Annotated in this window: 27 protein-coding genes; 17 read left to right on the forward strand and 10 right to left on the reverse strand. The window is 36.2% G+C overall.

From position 1 onward, the window contains the following. Nucleotides 1–73: 73 nt before the first annotated feature. Nucleotides 74–1,945 carry an Nramp family divalent metal transporter gene (locus AC51AA_RS12920; protein WP_500702648.1) on the forward strand — a complete coding sequence of 624 codons (1,872 nt, stop codon included), beginning with the start codon at nt 74–76 and terminating at the stop codon, nt 1,943–1,945. Between the two features lie 91 nt (nt 1,946–2,036). After that, complete coding sequence (locus AC51AA_RS12925; RefSeq protein ID WP_500702649.1) at nt 2,037–2,690, forward strand: metal-dependent transcriptional regulator; 654 nt, start codon at nt 2,037–2,039, stop codon at nt 2,688–2,690. 172 nt (nt 2,691–2,862) lie between these two features. Here AC51AA_RS12925 and AC51AA_RS12930 read toward each other — a convergent pair whose 3' ends face one another. The 7 genes from AC51AA_RS12930 to AC51AA_RS12960 all read right to left on the reverse strand — a co-directional run bounded on the left by AC51AA_RS12930 (nt 2,863) and on the right by AC51AA_RS12960 (nt 8,861). Further along, nucleotides 2,863–3,357, reverse strand: coding sequence for a DinB family protein (locus tag AC51AA_RS12930; RefSeq protein WP_500702650.1), 495 nt, complete (start codon nt 3,355–3,357; stop codon nt 2,863–2,865). Between the two features lie 10 nt (nt 3,358–3,367). Continuing rightward, nucleotides 3,368–3,766, reverse strand: a complete 399-nt coding sequence (locus AC51AA_RS12935; protein ID WP_500702651.1) for a hypothetical protein — start codon at nt 3,764–3,766, stop codon at nt 3,368–3,370. 176 nt (nt 3,767–3,942) lie between these two features. After that, nucleotides 3,943–4,725: an enoyl-CoA hydratase/isomerase family protein gene (locus AC51AA_RS12940; RefSeq protein ID WP_500702652.1), complete on the reverse strand. Its 783-nt coding sequence runs from the start codon at nt 4,723–4,725 to the stop codon at nt 3,943–3,945. A 10-nt stretch (nt 4,726–4,735) separates the two neighbouring features. Continuing rightward, nucleotides 4,736–6,151, reverse strand: coding sequence for an ATP-binding protein (locus AC51AA_RS12945; RefSeq protein ID WP_500705638.1), 1,416 nt, complete (start codon nt 6,149–6,151; stop codon nt 4,736–4,738). A 129-nt stretch (nt 6,152–6,280) separates the two neighbouring features. Continuing rightward, nucleotides 6,281–6,829 carry a CopD family protein gene (locus AC51AA_RS12950; RefSeq protein ID WP_500702653.1) on the reverse strand — a complete coding sequence of 183 codons (549 nt, stop codon included), beginning with the start codon at nt 6,827–6,829 and terminating at the stop codon, nt 6,281–6,283. A 40-nt stretch (nt 6,830–6,869) separates the two neighbouring features. Next, nucleotides 6,870–7,889, reverse strand: coding sequence for a ferrochelatase (hemH, locus tag AC51AA_RS12955; RefSeq protein WP_500702654.1), 1,020 nt, complete (start codon nt 7,887–7,889; stop codon nt 6,870–6,872). Nucleotides 7,890–7,988: 99 nt separating this feature from the next. Next, nucleotides 7,989–8,861 (reverse strand): helix-turn-helix domain-containing protein, encoded by an 873-nt coding sequence (locus AC51AA_RS12960; RefSeq protein WP_133506298.1) that lies wholly within the window; start codon nt 8,859–8,861, stop codon nt 7,989–7,991. A 227-nt stretch (nt 8,862–9,088) separates the two neighbouring features. On the opposite strand from AC51AA_RS12960, the gene hemA reads away from it, so the two are divergent. The 11 genes from hemA to AC51AA_RS13015 all read left to right on the forward strand — a co-directional run bounded on the left by hemA (nt 9,089) and on the right by AC51AA_RS13015 (nt 17,964). Next, the gene (gene hemA / locus AC51AA_RS12965) at nt 9,089–10,339 is read left to right on the forward strand and encodes a glutamyl-tRNA reductase (RefSeq protein WP_500702655.1); all 1,251 of its coding nucleotides are present in this window, start codon (nt 9,089–9,091) and stop codon (nt 10,337–10,339) included. Nucleotides 10,340–10,445: 106 nt separating this feature from the next. After that, nucleotides 10,446–11,372: a hydroxymethylbilane synthase gene (gene hemC, locus AC51AA_RS12970; RefSeq protein ID WP_500702656.1), complete on the forward strand. Its 927-nt coding sequence runs from the start codon at nt 10,446–10,448 to the stop codon at nt 11,370–11,372. After that, nucleotides 11,372–12,037: a uroporphyrinogen-III synthase gene (locus tag AC51AA_RS12975; protein ID WP_500702657.1), complete on the forward strand. Its 666-nt coding sequence runs from the start codon at nt 11,372–11,374 to the stop codon at nt 12,035–12,037. Before hemC ends, AC51AA_RS12975 begins: the two co-directional genes overlap by 1 nt. 54 nt (nt 12,038–12,091) lie before the next feature. Continuing rightward, complete coding sequence (gene hemE, locus AC51AA_RS12980; protein ID WP_500702658.1) at nt 12,092–13,117, forward strand: uroporphyrinogen decarboxylase; 1,026 nt, start codon at nt 12,092–12,094, stop codon at nt 13,115–13,117. A gap of 75 nt (nt 13,118–13,192) precedes the next feature. Further along, on the forward strand, nt 13,193–13,570 hold the full coding sequence (locus tag AC51AA_RS12985) for a hypothetical protein (RefSeq protein ID WP_500702659.1): 378 nt from the start codon (nt 13,193–13,195) through the stop codon (nt 13,568–13,570). A gap of 3 nt (nt 13,571–13,573) precedes the next feature. After that, nucleotides 13,574–14,125, forward strand: coding sequence for a GNAT family N-acetyltransferase (locus AC51AA_RS12990; protein WP_500702660.1), 552 nt, complete (start codon nt 13,574–13,576; stop codon nt 14,123–14,125). Beyond that, nucleotides 14,115–15,017, forward strand: a complete 903-nt coding sequence (hemF, locus tag AC51AA_RS12995; RefSeq protein ID WP_500702661.1) for an oxygen-dependent coproporphyrinogen oxidase — start codon at nt 14,115–14,117, stop codon at nt 15,015–15,017. The genes AC51AA_RS12990 and hemF overlap by 11 nt, the downstream gene beginning before the upstream one ends. Continuing rightward, nucleotides 15,008–15,949, forward strand: a complete 942-nt coding sequence (locus tag AC51AA_RS13000; protein WP_500702662.1) for a DUF4421 family protein — start codon at nt 15,008–15,010, stop codon at nt 15,947–15,949. The genes hemF and AC51AA_RS13000 overlap by 10 nt, the downstream gene beginning before the upstream one ends. A 68-nt stretch (nt 15,950–16,017) precedes the next feature. Further along, on the forward strand, nt 16,018–17,010 hold the full coding sequence (gene hemB, locus AC51AA_RS13005) for a porphobilinogen synthase (protein WP_500702663.1): 993 nt from the start codon (nt 16,018–16,020) through the stop codon (nt 17,008–17,010). 7 nt (nt 17,011–17,017) lie between these two features. Next, entirely contained in the window at nt 17,018–17,428 is a 411-nt protein-coding gene (locus AC51AA_RS13010) for a c-type cytochrome (RefSeq protein WP_500702664.1), read from the forward strand. 86 nt (nt 17,429–17,514) lie between these two features. Beyond that, nucleotides 17,515–17,964, forward strand: coding sequence for a GyrI-like domain-containing protein (locus AC51AA_RS13015; protein ID WP_500702665.1), 450 nt, complete (start codon nt 17,515–17,517; stop codon nt 17,962–17,964). Nucleotides 17,965–18,023: 59 nt separating this feature from the next. On the opposite strand, the gene AC51AA_RS13020 is transcribed toward AC51AA_RS13015, so the two are convergent. Next, on the reverse strand, nt 18,024–20,084 hold the full coding sequence (locus AC51AA_RS13020; protein ID WP_500702666.1) for a M13 family metallopeptidase: 2,061 nt from the start codon (nt 20,082–20,084) through the stop codon (nt 18,024–18,026). 288 nt (nt 20,085–20,372) lie between these two features. Between AC51AA_RS13020 and AC51AA_RS13025 the strand changes: the two genes are divergently transcribed. From AC51AA_RS13025 to AC51AA_RS13040, 4 genes are all read left to right on the forward strand, one after another. Beyond that, nucleotides 20,373–21,038, forward strand: a complete 666-nt coding sequence (locus AC51AA_RS13025) for an SCO family protein (RefSeq protein ID WP_500702667.1) — start codon at nt 20,373–20,375, stop codon at nt 21,036–21,038. 103 nt (nt 21,039–21,141) lie between these two features. Beyond that, the gene (locus AC51AA_RS13030; RefSeq protein WP_500702668.1) at nt 21,142–21,381 is read left to right on the forward strand and encodes a FeoA family protein; all 240 of its coding nucleotides are present in this window, start codon (nt 21,142–21,144) and stop codon (nt 21,379–21,381) included. Then, on the forward strand, nt 21,381–23,480 hold the full coding sequence (gene feoB, locus AC51AA_RS13035) for a ferrous iron transport protein B (RefSeq protein WP_500702669.1): 2,100 nt from the start codon (nt 21,381–21,383) through the stop codon (nt 23,478–23,480). The genes AC51AA_RS13030 and feoB overlap by 1 nt, the downstream gene beginning before the upstream one ends. A gap of 6 nt (nt 23,481–23,486) precedes the next feature. After that, nucleotides 23,487–23,609 carry a FeoB-associated Cys-rich membrane protein gene (locus AC51AA_RS13040; RefSeq protein WP_500702670.1) on the forward strand — a complete coding sequence of 41 codons (123 nt, stop codon included), beginning with the start codon at nt 23,487–23,489 and terminating at the stop codon, nt 23,607–23,609. Between the two features lie 145 nt (nt 23,610–23,754). Here AC51AA_RS13040 and AC51AA_RS13045 read toward each other — a convergent pair whose 3' ends face one another. Next, complete coding sequence (locus tag AC51AA_RS13045; protein ID WP_500702671.1) at nt 23,755–24,408, reverse strand: HD domain-containing protein; 654 nt, start codon at nt 24,406–24,408, stop codon at nt 23,755–23,757. 142 nt (nt 24,409–24,550) lie between these two features. After that, nucleotides 24,551–25,543: an acyl-ACP desaturase gene (locus tag AC51AA_RS13050; protein WP_500702672.1), complete on the reverse strand. Its 993-nt coding sequence runs from the start codon at nt 25,541–25,543 to the stop codon at nt 24,551–24,553. Between the last annotated feature and the right edge of the window lie 37 nt (nt 25,544–25,580).

Consider the following 25,580-nt stretch of genomic DNA (forward strand, 5'->3'; position numbering starts at 1 on the left):
ATTTAGACTAGTCTAAAAAAAATATTAAACGAATGCTATTTTTATATATATTTGTTAAAACAATATTTTTGCAATGACTAAGTCTTTAGAAGAAGTTAACCAATCGGTTGCCACCCAGCATAAAAAAACAGGATTCAGAAAAATATTAGCCTTTTTAGGCCCCGCTTATTTAGTAAGTGTTGGCTATATGGATCCCGGAAACTGGGCTACTGATATTGCAGGAGGAAGTCAGTTTGGCTATTCTTTACTTTGGGTTTTGTTAATGAGTAACTTAATGGCCTTATTACTTCAAAGTTTAAGTGCCCGACTCGGAATCGTTACCCAACGTGATTTAGCACAAGCTTCCCGAGAAACCTATTCTAAATTCATCAACTACATTTTATACTTTTTAGCCGAAATAGCCATTGCAGCATGCGACTTAGCAGAGGTTTTAGGAATGGCCATCGGTATTAACTTATTATTTGATATCCCTCTAATTGAAGGTGTTCTAATTACTGTCCTTGATACTTTTTTGCTGCTCTTCTTGATCAATAAAGGGATCCGAAAAATGGAAGCTTTTATCATTGTATTGGTAGCCATCATCGGATTTTCATTCATTTTTGAAATGATATTTGCTGAGCCAGAACTAGACAAAGTCATCTACGGACTGATTCCCTCTATCCCAAGTTCAGCAGCTTTATATATTGCTATTGGAATTATTGGCGCCACAGTGATGCCACACAACTTGTACTTGCACTCTTCCCTAGTACAGACCCGTAAATTCGATCGAACTCCAGCAGGTATCAAACAGGCCTTAAAATACAATTTAATCGACTCGACTATAGCCCTGAACTTGGCCTTTTTCGTCAACGCTGCTATTTTAATTTTAGCAGCCGCTACATTTTACAGAAACGGCATGTTTGAAATCGCCGAAATTCAAGATGCTCATCAATTTCTCGAGCCTTTATTAGGGACCAAGTGGGCACCCATTTTATTTGCCGTTGCATTAATAGCCGCTGGACAGAGTTCCACCATAACAGGAACTTTAGCCGGACAAATCGTAATGGAAGGTTATTTAAATCTACGCATCCAACCTTGGGTCCGACGTATTATCACGCGTTTAATCGCCATAGTACCAGCGGTTATTGTTATTTTAATATATGGGGAAAGCGTAACAGGGAAGTTATTGATCTTAAGTCAAGTAATCTTAAGCTTGCAGTTAGGGTTTGCTATTATTCCACTGATTCATTTCGTAAGTGATAAAGCCAAAATGAAAGGGTTCCACATTTCCAGAACCACTCAAATTGTGGCTTGGCTGATTGCTTCTATTATCATTTCTTTAAATGCAAAGTTGGTCTATGATGAGATAAACTCTTGGCTAGAAAGTTCAAACCACCCTTTGGTGCTTTGGTTTACTGTCGTTCCGCTTGCTTTTGCCTTTCTTGCCTTGTTAATTTACATCATTGCAAAACCCTTTATTGCCAGAACAAAAAACAATATAGAAAACCATTCGCCTCACCACTTAAAATTGCACTATGCTCCTAAGGAAAGGTACAGCAAAAAAAACATTGCCATTTCTGTTGACTTTTCCAAAGCCGATGAAGCTGCGCTAAACAGTGCCATTGAACTAGGTGGAATCGACGCTCAATACACCTTAATTCACGTCGTTGAAACCGTTGGTGCGCTTATCTATGGAGGTAATATAGATGATCACGAAACGAGTATAGATGAAAACTTACTCCTAGAATACAAAGAAATGCTCACGCAGAAGGGCTTCAAGATTGAAACAGAACTTGGTTTTGGAAAACCAAACAGCGTCATTCCAAAAATCATCAACCTAGGAGACTTTGATATTTTAGTGATGGGAACCCATGGACATACTGGTTTAAAAGATATTTTATTTGGTACAACAGTAGACAAATTGAGACATAAAATTTCAATACCTTTGCTGATCGTTAAAAAATAGCGGAAGAAGTACTGGGGGCATTAAGACGTAGCTGCTTATAGCATCTTTAAACCTAGGACCTCCTCTACTTAAATCCTTAGAACCTCACAAAATGACTTTTTCAGAAGAAAACTATCTAAAATCGATCTATCACCTTACCACCTCAACTGATACTGAAGTGAGCACTAATGCTATAGCTGAGATGATGGAGACCAAAGCTTCATCCGTTACCGATATGCTTAAAAAACTAGCTGAGAAAGATTTAGTGAATTACAAAAAATACCAAGGTGTTTCTCTGACCGAGAACGGCAAATTAGCGGCAAAAATGATCGTTAGAAAACACCGCTTATGGGAGGTATTTCTAGTAGAAAAGTTGCATTTTTCTTGGGATGAAGTACATGATATTGCGGAACAATTAGAACATATCAAATCAGAGCAATTGATCAACCGTCTGGATGATTTTCTCGGAAACCCTACTGAAGATCCGCATGGAGATCCTATTCCTGATGCTAATGGAAGAATCGTTAAAATTGAGAAACACTTACTTTCAGAATTGAAAGAAGGGCAAACCGGCGTTTGTGTCGGCGTAAAAGATACCTCTTCTGAATTTTTAAAATATTTGGACAAGCAAGAAATTGCTTTGGGTTCTCAAATCGAGTTTTTATCTAGAGAATCCTTTGATTTATCAGTCAAAATAAAAGTGGATGGCAAAGAACTATCCATTTCTAATAAAATAGCTTCTAACTTGTTTGTGAAGCTGGTTTAATGCTAAGTTGTGAGTAGGACACTAAATTTGAAAATCGCATTTCTAAGTTACGTAAAAGAGTATCTGGCCGTTCTCTATTCAAGAGATTTACTCTAATACCTTTTTTACCCAGCGTTTTTGCAACAATACAAATACTGGAACGGTTTATTGTAAACCTTTTATTTCTACAAAACTATAATTTGTTATATGTTTTAGCGCTCTCAGAAACCCATTTTCCGGCAGTATCAACATTTTGTCTGAGTAACATATTCAATTGTCCAACATGATGCTGAACATGCCTCATGCTGTATAAAATCACTTCGATTCTATTGTAGTTTTTCTTTTTGGTAATGAATCTTTCCTTTGACGTTTCTTCGTTTAAGGCATCAATTAAAAAGTAAACTTTTTTACGTGCATATTCGAGGTATTCGAGCAGTTCTAGTTTTGAATAGACTCTTTCTGGAAAAATTCCTTTTGGATCAAATTCGGATAAAGAAAATGGCTTAGGTGGAGAAAAGGCATCCGGCTCTGTAGATGAGTAATAATCGAGCCAAAAAATGGTATGAAAAGCAGCATACCAAAATTCTTTTTTATCCCAAAAACTTTCAGGACAAACCAGGATAGAGCTTTCAAGCATATCAATTACAGCTCCAAATTGTCTCCATAATATCGCTTTTAGCTCCTCCATAATTTAAATTTTAAACAATTCCCTTCTCTATCATTTCGAGCATTACCGGGGAAGCATTCTTGAATGTTGGTTCTTGTTCAATAATACTTCCTGCGTTCTTCTTGTTTACTTTGAATGTAATATCGTTAACTGTTGTAAACAAAAGTGCCGTTAAAAACGGATTTTTTATATACGTTCCCAATACTAATAAGGCTTCATCTAAAGTATGAATACTCTCAATTTCTTCCGTTTTATAACGTGTTGTAAGTGAAATGGAATACGTATTATCTTCGTTTAAAACTAAACGGAAATAGATGTTTTTGATTTCAGTATCTCCAATGGTTTTAGCCAAAGTTAGTTTGGCAAAAGTGCCACTTTGAATACTTTCTTTAACGCGTTCGCAAAAAAGAGCAAATATAGGTTCGTACATTTTTTTAAGGTTCTAAGGTTGTGAGATGCTAAGGTTCTAAGTTTTTAAAACCTTGCAAAACTCTATAATGTTATTTAACCGCAAAGTTCGCTAAGATTTACCTAAAGGACACAAGGAAAATTAAAAACTTTGCGAACCTTGTATAAATCATAGCGAACTTCGCGCTTAGTAAAAATTTATTGCCCTTTAAATTCGGCTTTACGTTTTTCTAAAAATGCTGTTGTTCCTTCTTTAAAATCACTTGTTCCAAAACATTTTCCGAACGATTTTATCTCCACTTCAAAACCATTTTTACCATCGGTATAATTCGCATTGATGGATTTTATGGCCTTGGCAATAGCAAAAGGAGCATTTTTTATAATTTTTTGAGCAATGCTCATTGTGAAATCTAAAAGTTCTGTTTGAGGGACAACATGATTCACTAGACCGAATTCTTTAGCTTCTGTAGCGGTAATCATCGCTGCTGTCATAATCATTTCCATAGCACGTCCCTTACCTACTAATTGTGGCAAACGCTGCGTTCCTCCATAACCTGGAATCAAACCCAAAGAAACCTCAGGCAAACCCATTTTGGCATTATCTGAAGCGACTCTAAAATGACAAGCCATAGCCAATTCTAATCCACCACCTAATGCAAAACCATTTACAGCAGCAATTATGGGTTTCTTCGAGTTCTCGATAAAATCAAACAAGGTTTCTTGCCCTTCAGCTGCTAATTGCGCGCCTTCGACTATATTATAATTGGCAAATTCCGAAATATCCGCTCCTGCCACAAAGGCTTTTTCACCACTTCCGGTAATCACAATGGCACGGACTTCATCATTTTTGCCTAACAATTTTACCGCTTTACTCAAGTCGCTAATGGTTGCCTTGTTTAAAGCATTTAGTTTTGTTGGTCGATTTATGGTTACAGTCGCAATTTTTTCCTCAATAGAAATTAAAAGATTCTCGTAGTTCATGACACTTTTTTTAAGAGTTGGTGATAGGCAGGGAAACTCTAAAAGTCGTTCCCTTTCCATAAGTTGACTCAAAGGTAATTGTTCCTTTGTAATTTTCAATTATGTTTTTTATAATTCCAAGACCTAGTCCCATTCCACTGGTTTTAGTGGTAAATTTTGGTTCAAAAATTCGGCTAATATCTTGTTTCTGAATCCCAATGCCATTGTCTTTCACAGCAATTTCAACATTGTTATTTCTTCTTTTTACTGTTACTAAAATCGATTTTAGATTTTGACTATCCGGAATGGCCTGAGTCGCATTTTTAACCAAATTGGTAATCACACGAATCAATTGTGTTCGATCCATTTTGGAAATAATCTCCTGCTCTTGACTTTCAAAAACAATATAATCTTCGTTGAAAATATCCAATGCAAGTTCTACTACCTCCACCACGTTTAGGGTTTCGTTTTGCTGGGCAGGCATCGACGCAAAATTCGAAAATGCAGAGGCCACGGCGCTCATGGTGTCGATTTGCTGGATTAAGGTTTCTGAATAATCGTTCATCTTTTGTTTGACATCCGGGGCTGCTGGATCAAACTTTCTTTGAAAACTCTGAACCGTCAAACGCATTGGCGTTAAGGGATTCTTGATCTCATGGGCCACTTGTTTGGCCATTTCACGCCATGCTTCCTCACGTTCACTTTGCGCGAGTTTAATTGCACTACTTTCTAATTTATCAACCATCCCATTATAAGCCTTAATCAAGAAGTTGACTTCTTTACTATTGGCCTCTAATACAATCTTTTCGTTTTTCTGATCTAAATTGGTTTCCTCCAATCTATCCGAAATAGTTTTTAGAGACTTGGTAATATAGGTCGATAAAAAATAGGCCAATGCAAAAGCGACAATCAACATAAAGGAATACACTTGACTCAAACGTATCAAAAAAGTATTCACCTCATTATCATAATAACCATCATCTTCAAGGTAGGGCACATTTAAAACCCCCAGAGGCTTAAATTTCTCATCTTTAATCAAACTATACGAAGACCTGTTAATAACACCATCAACAGTTTTAATATCTACAAAACGTTTTTCAATAGAAGAACGAACTAGTTTTAAAATATACTCTGGAATAGGCGGCGCCACTTTATCCACCGCAAAAGATTCTTTTGAGGACTTAAGCAATTTCCCATCCAGGCTATAAATATTAATTTCGATATTGTGAATTTGGGCTAATTCATGAATTTTATCCTTAAAAATCAAATCTAAATTACTTGTTTTCAATGGATAAGTTGTCGTCGACAGCACATAATGTATGTGTTCTTTTACTGCATTTTCTTTACGTTCTAAACGCTCTTGATGGTATTCTCTGGCTTCATTTTTAAATTGAATAATCGAAATCGAAGCCAACAATACAGAAGCAACAACAATCAATACAATCATCGAAAGGAAAATCCTAACACGAAGAGAAAGCATCGACATTTTGAAGTTGTTAAACATATATTTTAATTTGTAGCCCGCATTAGTCTTCTCTCCTGTAAAATAGTAAGCAGCCTAAACTCAGTTGCAGTACTATTTTTTTTCTCGTATTCTTTTATAAAATCGAAACCCTAACATGATTAAAACCGAGAACGAAATGATTCCGATGACACCGAAAACCCAGTTGACAGCACTTTTTAAAACCACTAAAAAAACAACAGCGAACATAATAATGGTAGCACCTTCATTCCACAAACGCATAAAGTTGTTGGAATATTTTACCTCATCATTTTGCAATTGCTTGAATATTTGGTGACACTTTAAATGATACAAATACAATAAGAAAACAAAACACAATTTGACATGCATCCATGGCATTTTAAGCCACGCATTTCCTAAATCGGTAAAGAGCAACATCCAAAAAGCAAAAATACTAGTTACAATTGCCGATGGCCAAGCGATGATATACCACAAACGATAGGCCATTATTTTGTATTGTGCTTGCAAAATCTCCTTGTCAGGAGACGGTTTGTCATTGGCTTCTATTTGATACACAAACAGACGCACTATATAAAACAAACCAGCAAACCAACTGATTACGAAAATAATATGCAAGGATTTTAGGTAGTTATAGTACTCCATTTAAGTCTTTTTTTCTTTGCTGTAAATTCTTTTCTCTCTTCTATTTTTTGTCTGCCCAATCATTGATCCAGTTACTAACTGTCTTACACCACTGCTCGTCGTCATTCAAACAAGGAACGGCAAAGAAATTTTCTCCTCCATTTTTCTCAAAATCTTCTTTGGCACGCATGGCGATTTCTTCCAGAGTTTCAAGACAATCCGAAACGAAAGCCGGTGTTACAACAGCCAGATTTTTGATTCCTTTTGCTGGCATTTTATCAATTTCAATATCCGTATAAGGCTCCAACCATTTATCACCCGCCAATCGAGACTGGAAGGTTAAGCTGTATTTATCTTCTGGAAGACCTAATAATTTTACTACTTGTTTTGTCGTTTCGAAACATTGATGACGGTAACAAAAATCGTGTGCCGGCGAAGCTGTATTACAGCAAGAACCGTCAATTTTGCAATGGGATTTGGTTACATCTGTCTTACGAATGTGGCGTTCGGGAATTCCGTGATACGAAAACAATAAATGATCGTACTGAAATCCAACTAAATGTTTCTCAATGGAATCCGCCAGATTCTTGATATAATCTGGTTTATTGTAAAAAGCAGGAACATCAGTAAATCTCATTTGCGGAAACTTCTTTTTACGGATTTCTTCTGCTAAAACCAAAATGGTCAAAGTAGAGGCCATCGCATATTGAGGATACAATGGAAAAAGCAGTACATCTGTTACCCCTTGATCGTGTAATTGCTGCAGCCCTTTTTCGATGGTCATAGAACCGTAACGCATGGCAAGTGCAACGGGAACCTTAGATAAGGGTTGTACTTTTTTATGCATTCTTTCCGAAAGAACAATTAGCGGAGAACCTTCCTCCCACCAGATTTTTTTGTAAGCATGTGCCGATTCTTCAGGTCTTTTACGTAAAATAATCCCGCGAACTAAGATCGCCCTTAACCAATACGGAACGTCAATTACGTACTTATCCATCAAAAACTCATCTAAATACGGTTTTACATCTTTTGGCTCCGGACTATCGGGTGACCCTAGGTTTACTAATAATACGCCTTTCATTATATGTGTTTAAATTTTCTTCAAAAGTAGGACAACCATCCTTTTAGAAATATGATAAATGTTATTTTTTACTTATGTTTAAATCTATAAAATCGATCTTTATACATTGGTATTAATCGACATCAAATATTTTTTGGGTGTAGTGGCAAATTTTTTCTTGAAAGCCGCTATAAAATGACTTCCAGTACTGTAGCCAATCTTCAATCCTACTTCGTTGACATTATAGGATCCGCTATCGAGCAATTTTCGCGCAAAATCCATTTTGTAATCAAATAGAAACCCATAGACCGTATCACCATAAATTTGTTTGAAACCCATTTTAAGTTTCTTCAAATTCAAACCAATTTCATCAGCCAATTCTTGTAAACCTGGTGGTTCTGCCATATTAGCAATGATAATTTCTTTAGCTTTTCGGATTTTCAAAACATTATCCTCGTCAATTAAAAAAGGACATTGTTCTGCATTGGGATCTTCGGTACGATTAAAATACAAACTCAACAATTCGTATCCTTTACCCTTATAATAAAGATTCTTTATAGACGGATGTAGGTTATAATGAAACAGTTGACTCAATACTATAGCCATCGATGGGCTGATGTTCCCTTCGTTATAGTACTTCTTATCTTTATTGTCTGGACTTAAAAAAGTAATATAGTCCGCCTCAGCAGAAAACAACGCGTGAAATTTCTTGATTGATACAATTACAGATATCACCCATGAATTTGGAGCCAGTTCTAAATTAAGAGGCAATTCTTTCTGAGGATTGTACAAAAGCAAGGATTTTTCTTCCTTCAATTCTAAAGCATAATTGCCTTGATTGAACAAAAATTTGGCATTACCTTTTATACCGAAGTGAAACTGTATCAGGCCACTACCTATTTCCCGCTGTGCAGAAAAAGGCTCTGCACTGTCATTTTGGAAACGGATAAGTGTAAAGTCGTCTTCAATTTTTATAATTTCTTGAGAACTCATAGCGATATTTTTTTGAAACTCAAATCAACGCCAAAGCAGCATCTTATTTAGAATCACTCTAAACAAACCGTTTCAAATGGGCTGATTTTGCTACAAAAATACTTCTTTTTACACAAAAACACCTATTTAGAAACAAAAAAACATGTAGCGATACAAAAAGTACTTTGAGCGTTACTTTTATAAACACTATAATGATAATTTTGTTCCACTTTTATGAAAGTGCATTTATGGAAAACAATAACGTACCTAAACATCTCTATTTTTACTCAGTTGGTCTGAGCTATAAAAAAGCAGATGCGGAGGTAAGAGGTAAATTTAGTCTGGATGCAATCGCAAAAACGCGTTTGCTAGAACAAGCTAAAGAAGAAGGAATAGAGAGTTTAATCGTAACTTCGACTTGTAACAGAACCGAGATTTACGGTTTTGCTGAACACCCTTTTCAATTAATCAAACTTATTTGCGATAACAGTCAAGGTTCAGTTGACGCGTTTCAAAAAGTGGGTTTTGTATACAAAAATCAAGAAGCAATTAATCATATGTTTCGCGTAGGAACTGGCTTAGACAGTCAGATCTTAGGCGATTTCGAGATTATTTCTCAAATAAAAACGAGTTTTACCCATTCTAAATCCCTGGGATTAACCAATACTTTTTTAGAAAGATTGGTCAATGCGGTAATCCAAGCTAGTAAAAAAATCAAGAACGAAACCGAAATTAGTTCTGGAGCTACTTCCGTTTCTTTTGCATCAGTACAATACATTCTTAAGAATGTAGAAGATATTGGTTCGAAAAACATTTTGCTTTTCGGAACTGGAAAAATTGGAAGAAATACTTGTGAAAATTTAGTAAAACATACCAAAAACGAACATATTACTCTAATTAACCGTACCAAAGACAAGGCGGAGAAATTAGCAGGAAAGTTGAATTTGATCGTTAAAGATTACTCTGAACTACACTTGGAACTTCAAAAAGCCGATGTAGTTGTAGTGGCTACTGGCGCACAAAATCCAACAGTGGATAAAGCCATTTTAAATCTAAAGAAGCCCTTGCTGATTTTAGATCTATCCATCCCAAAGAATGTTCATGAAAATGTTGAGGAATTAGAAGGGGTTACTTTGATTCATATGGATTATTTGTCACAGTTGACAGATGAGACTTTAGAAAACAGAAAACTGCACATTCCTGCAGCCGAAGCGATAATCGAAGAAATTAAAGACGAATTTATCGTTTGGATGAAAGGCCGAAAATTTGCTCCTACGATTAATGCTTTGAAAGAAAAACTCAATGCCATTAAAATTTCTGAAATGGATTTTCAAAGCCGAAAAATTGCTGATTTTAATGAAGCTCAAGCTGAAATTATCAGCAACAGAATCATTCAAAAAATCACTACACATTTTGCAAATCACTTAAAAGACGATGACACCATGGTCGATGAAAGCATCGAATGGATTGAAAAAGTCTTCAAAATAAAAGCATCTTAAGGTTATATACCCATTAAGATGATAAGACGTTTTAAGCGAGTTGTTTTGATTCTATAAACAAACCTTAAAACTCTTAATGATGAAAAATCAGTTTTAAAAAACCAAAATGGCTAAAAAAACAATAAGAATAGGAACTCGCGATAGCGAATTGGCACTTTGGCAAGCACATACTGTCGAGAAACAACTAAATGATTTAGGCTACGAAACCAAAATTGTTGCCGTCAAATCTACAGGCGATCTTATACTCGACAAACCTTTATACGAACTAGGAATTACCGGAATTTTCACGAAAACCTTAGACATTGCAATGATCAATGGTGATGTTGACATTGCTGTTCATTCCATGAAAGATGTGCCTACTGCCTTACCTAAAGGTATTGTTCAGGCTGCTGTTTTAGAACGCGCCAATGTCTTAGACATTTTAGTACATAAAGGAAACCCTAATTTCACAGACCAAGCGAGCACCATTGCAACGGGAAGCTTACGCCGTCAGGCACAATGGTTTAACAAATACCCTACCCATACTGTGGTTGATTTACGCGGAAATGTAAACACCCGTATGCAAAAACTACAAGACAACAGCTGGGACGGAGCCGTTTTTGCTGCAGCAGGTTTAGAACGCATTAACCTAAAACCAGAACACTATATCAACTTAGATTGGATGATTCCAGCACCAGCGCAAGGCGCTATGTTGGTTGTGGCCATGGAAAACGACAATTATACCCTGGATGCGCTTTCGCAATTGAATCATATCGAAACTGAAATTTGTACCTATATTGAGCGTCAGTTTTTAAGAACCTTAGAGGGCGGATGTACCGCACCTATTGGTGCTTTAGTCCGTTATGATGAAGATCAAGACAGCTTGCATTTTCAAGGTGTTTTACTATCTGTTGATGGAAAACAAAAAATTGAAGTCAACAAAACAGTAGGAATCGAAGAGTGGAAAAAACTGGGATTCTTTGCCGCTCAAGAAGTACTAACTAATGGCGGAACCGAATTGATGAAAAACATAAAAGAATCTCTTAAGAAATAATGGCAAATTCAATTCAAATATTATCTACAAAAGTACTTTCACCTATTCAAAAACAAGAATTGCAAAAGGCAGGCATTGAGGTGATCGAGGCTAATTTTATTGAAACAGAACACAAACCCTTTAAAATTCAAGACATTAACGACAATTTGATTTTCACCAGTCAAAACGCGGTTCATAGTCTCTTAGCTGATCCAAAATCAGAAGAATTAAAAAGTAAAAATGTATTTTGTGTTGGTCTAAAAACCAAGATATTATTATCCGAAAGTGGCTTTAATGTTATCGCATACACAGGATATGCTGCTGATTTAGCAGAAATCATTACCTTGATTTATGGTAAAGAAAGCTATACTTTTTTTAGCGGAAATCTCCGTAGAGAAACCTTACCAGTAGCCTTAAAAGAAGCCGGTGTACTCTTCAATGAAATAGAAGTTTACAATACGACTTTAACCCCTCATAAAATAAAAACAGCTGTTGAAGGCATCTTATTTTTTAGTCCTTCAGGCGTTGAAAGTTATTTAAAAGAAAATACAATCAAAAAAGAAACCTGCTATTGTATTGGTCAAACCACTGCAGATGCACTAAACAAAATCACTAAAAATATTATCATTGCCGATCAACCTACCGTTGAAGATGTCATTGAAGATGTATTACAAGAATATAAATAATGATCCTATAACTGGACAGCTTTTACAAACTGCTCTGGTTTAAAAATAAAACTTATGATAAAAAACGACCTATTTTTAAAAGCACTTAAAGGAGAAACTGTTCAACGTCCACCGGTTTGGATGATGCGACAAGCAGGAAGATATTTACCAGAATTCATCGCTTTACGTGATAAATATGATTTCTTCACCCGTTGTCAGACTCCAGAATTAGCTGCTGAAATCACTGTTCAACCTATTCGTAGAATTGCACCAGATGCTGCTATTTTATTCTCGGATATTTTAGTTATTCCTCAAGCCATGGGAATCGAAGTGTTGATGAAAGAAAATTTTGGTCCGTTTTTACCCAATCCAATACGTACAACCCAAGATGTTGAGCGTGTTATTGTTCCCAATATTCAAGAAACTTTAGGTTATGTAATGGATGCCATTAAATTGACTAAAGAAATGCTGAACGACGAAGTACCTTTAATTGGTTTCGCAGGTTCACCTTGGACTATTCTGTGCTATGCTGTTGAAGGAAAAGGATCAAAAAGTTTTGATACTGCAAAAGGATTTTGTTTCTCAAACCCTATCGCTGCACACACCTTATTGCAAAAAATTACAGACACTACTATTTTATACTTGAAAGAAAAAGTGAAAGCAGGAGTAAATGCCGTTCAGATTTTTGATTCTTGGGGAGGCATGCTTTCTCCTGTTGATTATCAAGAATTTTCATGGAAATACATCAACCAAATCATCGAAGCTTTGGCTGACGATGCTCCAGTTATCGTCTTCGGAAAAGGATGTTGGTTTGCTTTAGGTGAAATGGGAAAAAGTAAAGCTTCTGCACTTGGTGTCGACTGGACTTGTTCGGCTAGAAATGCTCGTTATCTATCCGGTGGAAACATTACCCTACAAGGAAACTTTGATCCATCAAGATTACTTTCTCCAATTCCAACCATTAAGAAAATGGTACATGAGATGATCGACGAATTCGGAAAAGACAAATATATTGTAAATTTAGGTCACGGAATATTACCTAATATCCCAGTAGACCATGCCAAAGCATTTATTGACGCGGTAAAAGAATACAACCAATAATAGTACAGTAACGGCGTGCAGTTTTAGTTTCCACTTTTAAATTAAAACTGCACCTACAGCTGAAAATTCAAGATCATGTTAAATAAGGGCCTTAGAGACGAAGAAAGCATCAGAATTGACAATGTCCTCAGAACATTGCGCTCTCTTGACTTTGTGCCTAAAACGCTGACTGATGACGAGAAATTCGCTATAGAAAATCAACTCAAAGAACTGGCTTTAAACATGGAAACTTTAATTGCCTATCAAAATGATGAATTGATCACTTTATTGGTCCGTCTTCATTTAGATTGGAATCAGCTGGAACAATTTGCAGATTTCCTAATCGATTTTTCTACAGTCGAAAATTATAATTTTGAGCATAAAGCACTCGCCATTTACCAATACATTCAGCAGGAAAACAAAGTTTTTTCCTTTGGAATTAATGCTAAAATTACTTCCCTTAAAAACAGCTAGCTAATGGAGTTTACGGATTGGAAAACAGCAACAATTGACCAGATTCTTCCCGAGGAGTTTTATAACCTCATCGAAAAGAACAAAACCCATATTGCCAAAACATTCCCCGTTACCCTATCTCATTGTTTAGATCTTGAAAAAACGAAGCAATTTATTGCTCTCAATCAGGACAAAGAGAATCATAAAGAAGGCTATTTTTTCTATCCAAGAAACACTACAACAAACACCCTTATTGGCTATCTGTGCATTAAAAGCATAGATCATCGGATTTCAAAATGCGAATTGGGCTATTTTGTTGATCAAGATTATCAAGGAAAAGGAATTACTTCTAAGCTTGTTTCACAAGCTTTAGCTTTTTGTTTTGACGAATTGCAGATGAATAAGGTTTTTATCTGTACCTCAAAAATCAATAAGGCCAGTCAACAAATTGCCTTGAAACACCATTTTAAACAAGAAGGAATATTACGAGAAGAATTCAAAAGCGCTGATGGAACCTTAGAGGACATCGTTTATTTTGGGCTACTTAAATCAGAATACCATACACATGAAAGATAAATTTTACACCTATATTCAAAAGTTACAAGACCAGATCTGTGCTGGATTAGAAGCGCTTGACAGCACTACTAAATTCCGTGAAGATCTTTGGAAACGTCCAGAAGGCGGTGGCGGAAGAACTAGAGTTATTGAAAACGGAACTGTTTTCGAAAAAGGTGGTGTCAACATTTCTGCAGTTCACGGAAAATTACCTGAAGCCATGCAAAAAATGTTTGGCGTTGGTGAAGCGGATTTTTTTGCCTGCGGATTAAGTTTGGTTTTACATCCAAAAAACCCAATGGTACCAACGGTACATGCCAATTGGCGCTATTTTGAAATGTACGATGAAGCTGGTAACGTGATCGAGCAATGGTTTGGTGGTGGACAAGATTTGACCCCATACTATTTATTTGAAGAAGATGCTAAACACTTCCATCAGACTTGTAAAACAGCCTGCGACAAACACGATCCGGCGTTTTATCCAAAGTATAAAAAACAATGCGATGCTTATTTCTGGAATGCACACAGAAACGAAGCTCGCGGTATTGGTGGTTTGTTCTTTGATTATTGCAAAGCCAATGAACAAATGTCCATGGAAGATTGGTACAATTTCGTTACTGAAGTAGGTAACAGCTTCCTAGAGGCTTATGTTCCGATTGTAGAAAGACGAAAAGAGCTTTCCTATTCTCCAGAGAACAGAACTTGGCAGGAAATCAGACGTGGTCGTTACGTTGAATTTAATTTAGTACACGATAAAGGCACTTTATTTGGTTTAAAAACCAACGGGAGAATTGAAAGTATTTTGATGAGTTTACCTCCGCATGTACAATGGGTGTACGACCATCATGCAGAAGCAGGCAGTATAGAAGAGCAATTGATACATGTACTAGAAAATCCGCGTGAATGGATCTAAAACTGATTTATATACTGTTTTTTGGAGGCGTTTTTGGGTGTTTTGCCCAAAAGGATTCGCTTCAAAAAACCTATTTTAAATCATACAATGATAAAATCACAACAGGTATTTATTATCTGGATACTTCGAATAATTTTCAAATCGGTTTTGATTCAGAAGGCAAAAAGAAATATTTAGACCTTAATCCAAATCGTCAAGAGCAATTAGGTCTGAGTCTGAGTTATCAGTTTATTGATGTTACCATTGGTTTTGCACCGAAATTCTTTGACGTAAACAAAGACAATTCCGATTCAAAATTATTTAGTTTCAATACTCGATTTTATTATAAAAAATGGATGCAGTCGTTCACCTTTATGAGTCAAAAAGGCTTTTATGCCAGTGAAGAAGGTATAGTGACAGATTTTCCAAGAATGCGTTCAACAAAAATTGGAGGAACAACCTCTTATATATTTAACGATCGCTTCTCTTATAAGACCTTAGTCAATCAAAATGAGTGGCAAACAAAGAGTTCAGGCAGTTTTATTCCGAGTTTTTCGTTTTATTACACCAACTTGAATTTGCACAATGAGCCAAACTCATCCAATGGAGATGTGTACGTCTTCTCCCTAGCGCCATCCTACTTTTATAATTTTGTAATAAGTGATCGCGTGTTAATAGGATCAGGCATAGCTTTTGGAGCCGGCATTAATGATATAGACGGAGAGCTTTCTGCTTTATATCAAATGGACCTTAATATAAAGCTGGCCTATAATACAGATCGTCTTTTTGCTTATGCAAGCTTAAACACGGTCAATTTCATTCAAAGCGATACCGCGGAAGCCCGATTGAACGACAATATAGGAACTATAAAAATTTCAATAGGCTATCGATTTGATGCTCCTAAAAAAGTAAAAGAAGTGTACGAAAAAATAAATCAGCAAACAGGATTATAAACTAGTCCTAAAAAACAATCTATATTTTCAGCCTAACAGCTGAAAGTTCAAAATCTAAATAAAACATTATGTTCCCATTACAAAGAAACCGCCGTTTAAGAACCAACGAATCCATTCGTTCTTTAGTTCGTGAAACTAGTTTAAGTCCAAACGACTTCATGCTTCCAATGTTTGTTGCTGAAGGAAAAGATGTGAAAATCGCCATTCCATCCATGCCGGGCATTTACCGTCATTCGTTAGACAACACCATAAAAGAAGTTAAAGAAGCTTGGGATTTAGGGATCAAGGCGGTCAATATTTACGTAAAAGTAAGCGAACATTTAAAAGACAATAAAGGCGTTGAAGCTTGGAACAAAGATGGTTTGATGCAACAGACTATCCGCGCCATAAAAGATGCCGTTCCTGAGATGATTGTGATGCCTGATGTGGCATTGGATCCGTATTCCATTTATGGTCATGATGGCATCATCGAAAACGGTCAGTTGATCAATGACGCAACCGTTGATGCCTTAACCAGAATGAGTTTGAGTCATGCAGAAGCTGGAGCCGATTTTGTAGCACCAAGTGATATGATGGATGGACGTGTTTTAGCGATCCGTAAAGCTTTAGAAGAAAATGGACATCATAATGTAGGGATTATGAGTTATAGTGCCAAATATGCCTCCGCATTTTACGGGCCTTTTCGTGACGCCCTAGACTCTGCTCCTGTAGATTCTCAAAACATTCCAAAAGACAAAAAGACCTACCAAATGGATTATGCCAACCGCATCGAAGGTATCCGTGAAGCGCTTTTAGATGTAGAAGAAGGTGCTGACATCGTAATGGTAAAACCAGGGATGGCCTATTTAGATATTGTTCGTGAGGTAAAAAATGCAGTACACGTTCCAGTAGCGGTTTATCAGGTTTCTGGAGAATATGCTATGGTAAAGGCTGCAGCAGAAAGAGGTTGGTTAGATCATGACAAAATCATGATAGAGCAACTATATTGCATTAAGCGAGCAGGCGCTAGTATTATCTCTACTTATTTTGCTAAGGAAGCCGCCGTCATTTTAAACAAATAAAATAAACATGAAAAAGATAGTATTTTTTGCCGTCCTATTGGCTTTTGTTTCTTGTAAAAAAGAAGGCCAGGACTCTTCAGGAAAATCAAACGAAAACGCAACAGAAACGTATACTGAAGGAGAATCAGCCCAAACTCAAACTCCAGAAGCTCTGGGTAAACAAATTTTTGAGGGTAAAGGAAACTGTATTTCTTGTCATCAGGTAGACCAAAAAGTGATCGGACCGAGTATACAAGAGATTGCAAAAATTTATAAAGACAAAAATGCCGATATGGTAAGTTTTTTAAAAGAGGAAGCGGATCCTATTGTAGATCCTAGCCAGTTTGCTGTAATGAAAACCAATCTACCAATTACCAAAGCGATGACTGATGAAGAATTAAAAGCAATTGAAAGTTACATTTACAGTAATTTAAAATAAACATTCCATTTGCCTTATTGACTGTTGACATACTGTTGTCATAACTCGATTCTAAATTTGTAGTTCATCAAAATAATGGATATTAAATGGATATTAAAAAATTCAATGTAATTGGGATTTCAGTACGAACAACCAATGAAAATGGACAATCAGGACAAGACATACCAGCGCTTTGGAACCGCTTCATCTCAGAAGGAATCCTTCAACAGATTCCCGATAGAATAAGCGACGATATATACTGCATGTACACCGAATACGAAAAAGATCATACAAAGCCTTATACAACGCTCTTAGGCTGCGCAGTAAACCATTTGGACAACATCCCAGAAGGGATGATGGGAAAAACTATCGAAACTGCTCAGTATACTAAATTCGTTGCTAAAGGGGATCTCACGCAAGGCATCGTTTTTAACCAGTGGTTAAAAATTTGGAATTCAGACTTAGATCGTATATTTACAACTGATTTTGAAGTATATGATGAAAAGGCTTTAAATCCACAAAATGCAGAAGTGGATATTTATATCGCTATCCAATAAAAGAAATAACTTGAAAATAAAAACGGCGCTAAAATTAGCGCCGTTTTTTTATACCTGTATTACCAGATTTTAACTCTCTTCTCAGGATCAACATACATTGGATCTCCTTTTTTAATTCCAAAAGCTTGGTAAAAAGCATCAACGTTCTGAATCGGAACATAAGCTCTATACATTCCTGGAGAATGCGGGTCTGTTTTTACTTGACTTTTAATCGCTTCATCTCTTGATTTTGTTCTCCAAACCGTAGCCCAAGAAATAAAGAAACGTTGTTCCGGAGTAAATCCATCGATTAATCCAGGATTGCCATGTGCTTTTAAATGCAATTGCAACCCATCGTAAGCAGCATTTATTCCTCCTAAATCTCCGATATTCTCTCCTAAAGTAAATTTACCATCTACATGTATTCCCGGCAAAGGCTCTAAAGCGCTATACTGAGCTGCCAGAGCAGAACCTAAGGCTGTAAATTGTTTTAAATCATCTGCAGTCCACCAGTCAACAAGGTTTCCGTCTGCATTATAACGTGCTCCAGAATCATCAAATCCGTGGGAGATTTCATGACCAATTACAGCACCAATACCACCATAATTTACCGCTTCATCAGCTTGGTAATTATAAAAAGGTGGTTGTAATATAGCCGCTGGGAAAACAATTTCATTGTAAGATGGATTGTAGTAAGCGTTTACCGTTTGTGGAGACATTCCCCATTCTGTTTTATCTACTGGTTTTCCTAATTTAGCTAAATCTTCTTGATAATCCCATTTCGCTAAACTGATCATGTTATCGAAATAAGTTCCACCTTCAGCAACATTTTTAAGTTGTAAAGCCGAATAATCTTTCCATTTATCAGGATATCCTATTTTAATGGTGATCTTATTTAATTTCTCGATGGCTTTTACCTTTGTTTCTTTAGACATCCAAGGCAATCCATTGATACGATTTTGGTACGCCAAAATCACATTTTGAATCATACTTTTTGCCTTATCTTTTGCTTCTGCTGGGAAAAACTTCTCTACATATAACTTTCCTAAAGCTTCACCTGTAGCTTGATTTACCACTTGCAATGCCATTTCCTCACGAGGACGTTGTTTTAAGGCTCCAGTTAATGTCTTTCCGTAGAAGTCGAAATTGGCATTCTCAATAGCAGTAGTTAATTCCGATGAAGAACCGTTTAACACACACCATTTTAAATACGCCTTCCAATCCGCCACTTTTTTATCGCTAAAGATTTTCTCCACAGCCTCCAAATAGCGCGGTTGGGTTACAATAACAGTATCCACCTTTGCCATTCCGATTCCTGCAAAATATTTATCCCACTCGATAGAAGGAACTGATTTTTTCAAATCCGATACAGCCGTTGGGTTGTATTGTTTTCTTCTGTCTCTGCGTTCCACACGATCCAATCTTGGAGCAGACATTTGAGTCTCTAAAGCCAAAATCTGTGCAGCACTTACTTTTGCTTTTGCAGGTGACTCTCCAATGAACTGCATCATTCGAGCAATATGAAGTTCATATTTTGCTCTTTTTTCCTTAGAGTCTTTATCGTCAGAAACATAATAATCTTTATCCGACAATCCTAAACGTCCTGGACTTAGACTAACGGAATTCACATTACTGTTCTTGGCGTTAGCACCAACATAAACACCGAAGAAACCAACTCCTCCTTGTGATTCCATTTCTGTCAAGAAAGTTTGTAAATCCGCTACATTTTTAATAGCGTCGATTTTCTTTAAGTAAGGCTGAATTGGCGCAATACCTTTTTTATTTCTTCCAACAGTATCCAAGATCGTATTGAATAAAGCTACCGCTTTACCTTGATCTGTATCTGATTTATATTTAGGATTTTTTGAGGCTTCTTTCAAAATTGCCAATGAATTTTCATCCGTCTTTTGACGCAATTCATTAAAACTACCCCATGAATTTCTATCATTAGGAATTTGAGTTTTCTCTAACCAAGTTCCATTTACATAACGGAAAAAATCTTGACTAGGACTCACTTTGCTATCCATATAGGAAAGATTGATACCTGGTTCGGTCGGTTTTGCACTTTGTGCCTGAAGTGTTGCGCAACAGAAAATTGCTGAAAACGCACAAAACATAGATTTGTTTAGCTGTTTTATCATTTTAATTTATAGTTTAAGGTCTAATACAAACGTATTGCTATTATTTTTAATTTTATGTTAAAATTTTATGTTAATTATTTTAATCCTTTATTTACAATTTTCACAGCAATAAGCAGAAGTATTTGATGATCTAAATGCTTCAAATACCTTGTCCAAAATGAAGCACAATTATCATAGATCCTATTTTACTGATACATTCCTAGGACTCAAATCCCTTATTCTGTTAAAAACCAAGGATCATTAGGCTTTTAAAAAGCGCTTTTCGTATTTTTGCGCCAAATTATTTTTATGAAATCGCTTCTTTACAAGTACCGAAAATTCTTTCTGGTTTTATTCCTGTTTTCGGCCGTTACTATATCTTTATTTTATTCGGCACTAAAGCCACAAAAAACACTTCCTATTTTTAATCCTGCTGATGTCAATCCTGAATTAGTGGACAGCACTGTGCAATACAAAAGCAAGTACCACACTATAGCTGATTTCTCATTTGTCAATCAAAATGGCGATACCATTACCCAGAAAAATTACGAAGGGAAAATTTATGTAGCCGACTTTTTCTTTACCACTTGTGGATCCATCTGCCCAAAAATGACGACCAACTTAGCTGAAGTTCAAAAAGCAGTCTTAAACAATCCAAAGGTAATGTTGCTTTCTCATACGGTTTTCCCTGAGGTGGACAGCATTCCTGTTTTAAAACAGTATGCTATCAAACATGGCGTTGTAGACAGCAAATGGAATTTAGTTACTGGAGACAAAAAAGAAATTTACACCATGGCTAGAAAATCCTATCTGGCGGTAAAATTGGGTAGACCCGATCAATTATATGATATGGTCCATACCGAGAATTTTGTTTTGGTAGATCAAAAACGTCGTGTAAGAGGATTCTACGATGGCACAAATAAAGAAGAAATCAAACGTCTTTTAGAAGACATCGATTTTCTATGCAAAGAGTAAAACGCCTTATTTTTAGAAACATTTAGCATATTCAAAAGTGTTAAATACCTTGTAATAAAGAATAATTGCCTATTTTTGCAATCTAAATTCAATCTAAATAAGCTTGCAAAATACAATCCATACCCTAAAAAAAGGCGAGAAAGCCATTATCAAAGATTTTGATATCGATCTTATCCCTCTAAAGCTATTAGAGATGGGCTGTTTGCCGGGTAACTTAGTAGAATTACTTCAAATCGCTCCATTCGGAGATCCTCTGTATTTAGACATTAATGGTTCACATGTAGCCATTCGTGTAGAAACCGCTCGTGAAATTGAAGTTGAACTTATCATAAACAATTTGTAATGAGCATTCAAAATATCAATGTTGCCCTTATTGGGAATCCAAATACTGGAAAAACGTCTGTATTCAATCAACTTACAGGTTTAAAACAACAAGTGGGAAATTACCCAGGAATCACCGTTGAGAAAAAAATAGGATTCTGTAAACTACCCCATAACATCAAGGCTAATATTCTAGATTTACCTGGAACTTACAGCCTTAACGCCAGTTCTATCGACGAGAGCGTTGTCATTGAACTTTTACTCAACAAAAACGATAAATTATATCCTGATGTAGCCGTTGTGGTCACTGAGGTCGAGAATTTGAAACGAAATTTATTGATCTACACCCAGATCAAAGATCTTGAAATTCCGACCATACTGGTGATCAACATGGCCGATCGTATGGAAACCAAAGGAATAACTCTTAATATTGCCTATCTTGAAGAGCAGCTTAAAACAAAAATTGCTTTAGTTAGTTCTCGTAAAGGCTCTGGAATAGAAGAATTAAAAAACCTAATTGTCTCGTACAAAACCATTCCGCATGAACCTTGCTTAAATGCCTCAAGCATTGATGCTGATTATTTTGAGAATTTACAAAAAGCATTTCCAAACCAATTGTTGTACAAATTATGGTTGGTTATTACTCAAGACGTGAACTTTTTGAATTTAGACCGAAATGAAATTAGAGGTACATTCACCAAATCACATTCCGAACTCAAGCGTCTACAACAAAAAGAAACGATAAAACGTTACCAATTTATCAATGACGTTTTAAAACAGGGCTTACAAGTTGATGCCTCAATGGCGAAAGACTTTAGAGCAAAATTAGACCGTGTTTTAACCCATAAATTTTGGGGTTATTTCATTTTCTTAGGTATTTTATTTGTGATTTTCCAGTCTATTTTTAGTTGGTCAACCATTCCTATGGACTTTATTGATAGCACTTTTGCTTCTTTAAGCAGCTGGGTAGCACAAGAATTACCTAGTGGTATATTGACCGATTTACTCTCACAAGGTATCATACCTGGAATTGGAGGGATTTTAATTTTCATTCCTCAAATTGCCTTCTTGTTTTTATTCATTTCTATTTTAGAAGAAAGTGGTTATATGAGCCGTGTGGTTTTCTTAATGGATAAAATCATGCGTAAGTTTGGTCTCTCAGGTAAAAGTGTAGTCCCTTTAATCTCTGGAACAGCTTGTGCGATTCCAGCCATTATGGCCACGCGAAACATCGAAAACTGGAAGGAACGTTTGATTACTATTTTAGTAACTCCCTTTACCACCTGTTCAGCAAGACTACCTGTTTATGCCATCATTATTTCCTTGGTTATCCCAGATCAGCGCGTTTTTGGCATACTGAACATGCAAGGATTATCCCTAATGTTATTGTATTTATTAGGATTTGGAACGGCTATTATATCCGCCTATATCTTAAACAAAGTATTAAAGCTCAATACAAAAACTTATTTTGTAGTGGAAATGCCGAGTTATAAATTACCTCTTTTCAAAAATGTTGCAATCAATGTAGTAGAGAAAACTAAGGCGTTTGTTGTTGGAGCAGGAAAGATCATCTTGGCCATATCCGTTATTTTATGGTTTTTAGCCTCATACGGACCCGGAAAAGATTTTAACGAAGCCGAAACCATCGTCACAGAAAGATTTGCTGACAATCCCTTAGATAAAACAGCATTCGAAAATGAAGTGGCCTCTCAAAAATTAGAGAACTCCTATATCGGAATCATGGGTAAAGCCATTGAACCGGCTATTTCTCCTTTAGGTTATGACTGGAAAATTGGTATTGCCATCATCAGTTCCTTTGCCGCTCGTGAGGTTTTTGTAGGTACATTAGCCACGATCTATAGTGTAGGAAGTAGTGACAATGAAGCCACTATCAAAAGTAAAATGCAAGAAGAAATCAATCCTGTAACCGGTCAGAAGATCTTTAATTTTGCCTCTGGAATCTCCTTGTTATTGTTCTATGCTTTTGCCATGCAATGTGCTAGTACACTTGCGATCACTAAAAAAGAAACCAATTCTTGGAAATGGCCTGCTATGCAGTTATTTTTAATGAGCGGATTGGCTTATTTTGTAGCACTTTTAGCTTATCAACTATTAAAATAAGTCGTCATGATACAAGAAATTATTGCCTTTGGTATTCTATTTATTGCTGCCGCCTTCTTAATTAAAAAGTTCTTTTGGAAATCCAAAAAGAAAAAAGATTGTGGTGACAACAATTGTGGATGCAGCTAGGTAAGACCCAATTATAGCAAAATTCGATTCTTCTTTCACTAGAGATTCTTCTTTTCATACAAAATGCCCCCAAAATAGGACGCTTCCTTTTTTGGGGGCATTTCATTTTGGCAGCCACTTTAAATGACCATTGCCAACTACTCACTTACTCCTCTGCTTCCCACTCTAAATAAAATTGCATCAGAAAAAGTTCCATAAAACGATGTCTTTCCGCTGCGATTTGTTTACCCTTTTGAGTATTCATTTTGTCTTTAAGCAATAAAAGCTTTTCGTAAAAATGATTAATTGTGGGCGCATTATTCTTTTTATATTCCTCTTTAGTCATGTTGGTGACAGGCGCTATATTAGGATCATATAAAACTCTATCTTTAAATCCACCATAATTGAAGGCTCTTGCGATTCCAATAGCTCCAATGGCATCTAAACGATCCGCATCTTGTACGATTTCCAATTCAACAGAACTAAACTTCTTTTCGAAATTCCCTCCTTTAAAGGAGATATTTTCAATGATATTCACCACCTGTTGGATCACTTCCTCAGCCACATTTTCTCCTTCCAAAAACAAGCGCGCCGTTTTTGGCCCGATTGTTTCATCTCCATTATGAAACTTACTATCGGCTATATCATGTAGCAAAGCACCTAGTTGAACTACCTCCATATTACACTGGGTATCCCCTGCGATCAAAAGCGCATTTTTATACACACGTTCGATATGAAACCAATCGTGTCCACCTTCCGCATTACTTAATTTTTCTTTTACAAAAGCAATTGTTTTGTTTATCAGTTCGGATTTATTCATAATAGTCATTTAAAAAAAATGTTGATTGTCAAAGTTTTTCTACCTCAACAATCAACAAAATATATTCATTTTTAAAGCTTCAACATCCAATTGACTTAACCGTCCATTGAAAATCAAAGTTTCTCATACTTTAATTACAAATCTACAATCTAGCTGGTTCTACCCATTTGAAGATATGCGACTCTTGAGGAATAACCAATCTTTCTGAGATTCTCGCCATACGGCTCGGTAATTTCATTAAGTAATCACGCGCTTTCTCAGCATCATCTGTTAAATTAGAAACCTTATCAATTTCCCATTTATCAATTAACTTTTGCATGATATCCACATAATCATTTGCTGTATACACCCCAATTCTTTGTGCAGAATCAGAAAATTGTTCAAATGCAGAACTTATTTTTTGACCTGATTCACGTAAGAAGTGTGCTGGCATCACAATCTTTTGTTTCATCATATATTGAAACGCTAACATCATTTCACTAGGATCTACTGCAAAAATACGCGTTACAAATTCACTATAGGCATGGTGATGACGCATCTCATCTCCAGCAATCATTTTACACATTTTAGACAATTTATTGTCTCCAAATTTCTTAGCCATTTGAGCCACACGATTGTGTGAAACATAAGTAGCTAACTCTTGAAAACTAGTGTAAACAAAGTTTTTATACGGATCACTTCCCGTACCAATATCAAAACCGTCGCTGATCAAATGCTGTGTTGTCATTTCAATTTCACGCATGTTCACACGACCAGACAAATACAAGTATTTGTTTAGCAAATCACCATGGCGATTTTCCTCTCCAGTCCATTGCCTGATCCATTTAGACCAACCATTTCCACCGTTTTCTACCTGATTGATTCCTTCAACATCCATCAACCAAGATTCGTAGGTTGGTAAAGCTTCTTCAGTAATCGTATCTCCTACAAGCGTTACCCAAAAATCATATGGCAATTCCTTAGCAATTTCACGTAGTTCTCTTACCTCTTCAAAAAAGTTATCTCCTTCAGAATTAGGCAAAAAATCTGACGGTTGCCAAATTTTCTCCACTGGAATTAAATACTGCTCAACGAAGCTATCCACGTTTTTTTCCAAAAACTGCATTACTTCTAATCTAATGTTTTTTATAGACATTACTTATTTTAGATTTGGGATTTTTGTTTTTAGTTAC

The sequence above is a fragment of the Flavobacterium sp. OHVDL-2026-0007 genome, from assembly GCF_059882335.1.

What these genes read in the sequence shown, in the direction of transcription:
- AC51AA_RS12920 (WP_500702648.1), top strand. Translation starts at nt 74, where the DNA reads ATGACTAAGTCTTTAGAAGAAGTTAACCAATCGGTTGCCACCCAGCAT.
- AC51AA_RS12925 (WP_500702649.1), top strand. Translation starts at nt 2,037, where the DNA reads ATGACTTTTTCAGAAGAAAACTATCTAAAATCGATCTATCACCTTACC.
- AC51AA_RS12930 (WP_500702650.1), bottom strand. Translation starts at nt 3,357, where the DNA reads ATGGAGGAGCTAAAAGCGATATTATGGAGACAATTTGGAGCTGTAATT.
- AC51AA_RS12935 (WP_500702651.1), bottom strand. Translation starts at nt 3,766, where the DNA reads ATGTACGAACCTATATTTGCTCTTTTTTGCGAACGCGTTAAAGAAAGT.
- AC51AA_RS12940 (WP_500702652.1), bottom strand. Translation starts at nt 4,725, where the DNA reads ATGAACTACGAGAATCTTTTAATTTCTATTGAGGAAAAAATTGCGACT.
- AC51AA_RS12945 (WP_500705638.1), bottom strand. Translation starts at nt 6,151, where the DNA reads ATGATTGTATTGATTGTTGTTGCTTCTGTATTGTTGGCTTCGATTTCG.
- AC51AA_RS12950 (WP_500702653.1), bottom strand. Translation starts at nt 6,829, where the DNA reads ATGGAGTACTATAACTACCTAAAATCCTTGCATATTATTTTCGTAATC.
- hemH (WP_500702654.1), bottom strand. Translation starts at nt 7,889, where the DNA reads ATGAAAGGCGTATTATTAGTAAACCTAGGGTCACCCGATAGTCCGGAG.
- AC51AA_RS12960 (WP_133506298.1), bottom strand. Translation starts at nt 8,861, where the DNA reads ATGAGTTCTCAAGAAATTATAAAAATTGAAGACGACTTTACACTTATC.
- hemA (WP_500702655.1), top strand. Translation starts at nt 9,089, where the DNA reads ATGGAAAACAATAACGTACCTAAACATCTCTATTTTTACTCAGTTGGT.
- hemC (WP_500702656.1), top strand. Translation starts at nt 10,446, where the DNA reads ATGGCTAAAAAAACAATAAGAATAGGAACTCGCGATAGCGAATTGGCA.
- AC51AA_RS12975 (WP_500702657.1), top strand. Translation starts at nt 11,372, where the DNA reads ATGGCAAATTCAATTCAAATATTATCTACAAAAGTACTTTCACCTATT.
- hemE (WP_500702658.1), top strand. Translation starts at nt 12,092, where the DNA reads ATGATAAAAAACGACCTATTTTTAAAAGCACTTAAAGGAGAAACTGTT.
- AC51AA_RS12985 (WP_500702659.1), top strand. Translation starts at nt 13,193, where the DNA reads ATGTTAAATAAGGGCCTTAGAGACGAAGAAAGCATCAGAATTGACAAT.
- AC51AA_RS12990 (WP_500702660.1), top strand. Translation starts at nt 13,574, where the DNA reads ATGGAGTTTACGGATTGGAAAACAGCAACAATTGACCAGATTCTTCCC.
- hemF (WP_500702661.1), top strand. Translation starts at nt 14,115, where the DNA reads ATGAAAGATAAATTTTACACCTATATTCAAAAGTTACAAGACCAGATC.
- AC51AA_RS13000 (WP_500702662.1), top strand. Translation starts at nt 15,008, where the DNA reads ATGGATCTAAAACTGATTTATATACTGTTTTTTGGAGGCGTTTTTGGG.
- hemB (WP_500702663.1), top strand. Translation starts at nt 16,018, where the DNA reads ATGTTCCCATTACAAAGAAACCGCCGTTTAAGAACCAACGAATCCATT.
- AC51AA_RS13010 (WP_500702664.1), top strand. Translation starts at nt 17,018, where the DNA reads ATGAAAAAGATAGTATTTTTTGCCGTCCTATTGGCTTTTGTTTCTTGT.
- AC51AA_RS13015 (WP_500702665.1), top strand. Translation starts at nt 17,515, where the DNA reads ATGGATATTAAAAAATTCAATGTAATTGGGATTTCAGTACGAACAACC.
- AC51AA_RS13020 (WP_500702666.1), bottom strand. Translation starts at nt 20,084, where the DNA reads ATGATAAAACAGCTAAACAAATCTATGTTTTGTGCGTTTTCAGCAATT.
- AC51AA_RS13025 (WP_500702667.1), top strand. Translation starts at nt 20,373, where the DNA reads ATGAAATCGCTTCTTTACAAGTACCGAAAATTCTTTCTGGTTTTATTC.
- feoB (WP_500702669.1), top strand. Translation starts at nt 21,381, where the DNA reads ATGAGCATTCAAAATATCAATGTTGCCCTTATTGGGAATCCAAATACT.
- AC51AA_RS13040 (WP_500702670.1), top strand. Translation starts at nt 23,487, where the DNA reads ATGATACAAGAAATTATTGCCTTTGGTATTCTATTTATTGCTGCCGCC.
- AC51AA_RS13045 (WP_500702671.1), bottom strand. Translation starts at nt 24,408, where the DNA reads ATGAATAAATCCGAACTGATAAACAAAACAATTGCTTTTGTAAAAGAA.
- AC51AA_RS13050 (WP_500702672.1), bottom strand. Translation starts at nt 25,543, where the DNA reads ATGTCTATAAAAAACATTAGATTAGAAGTAATGCAGTTTTTGGAAAAA.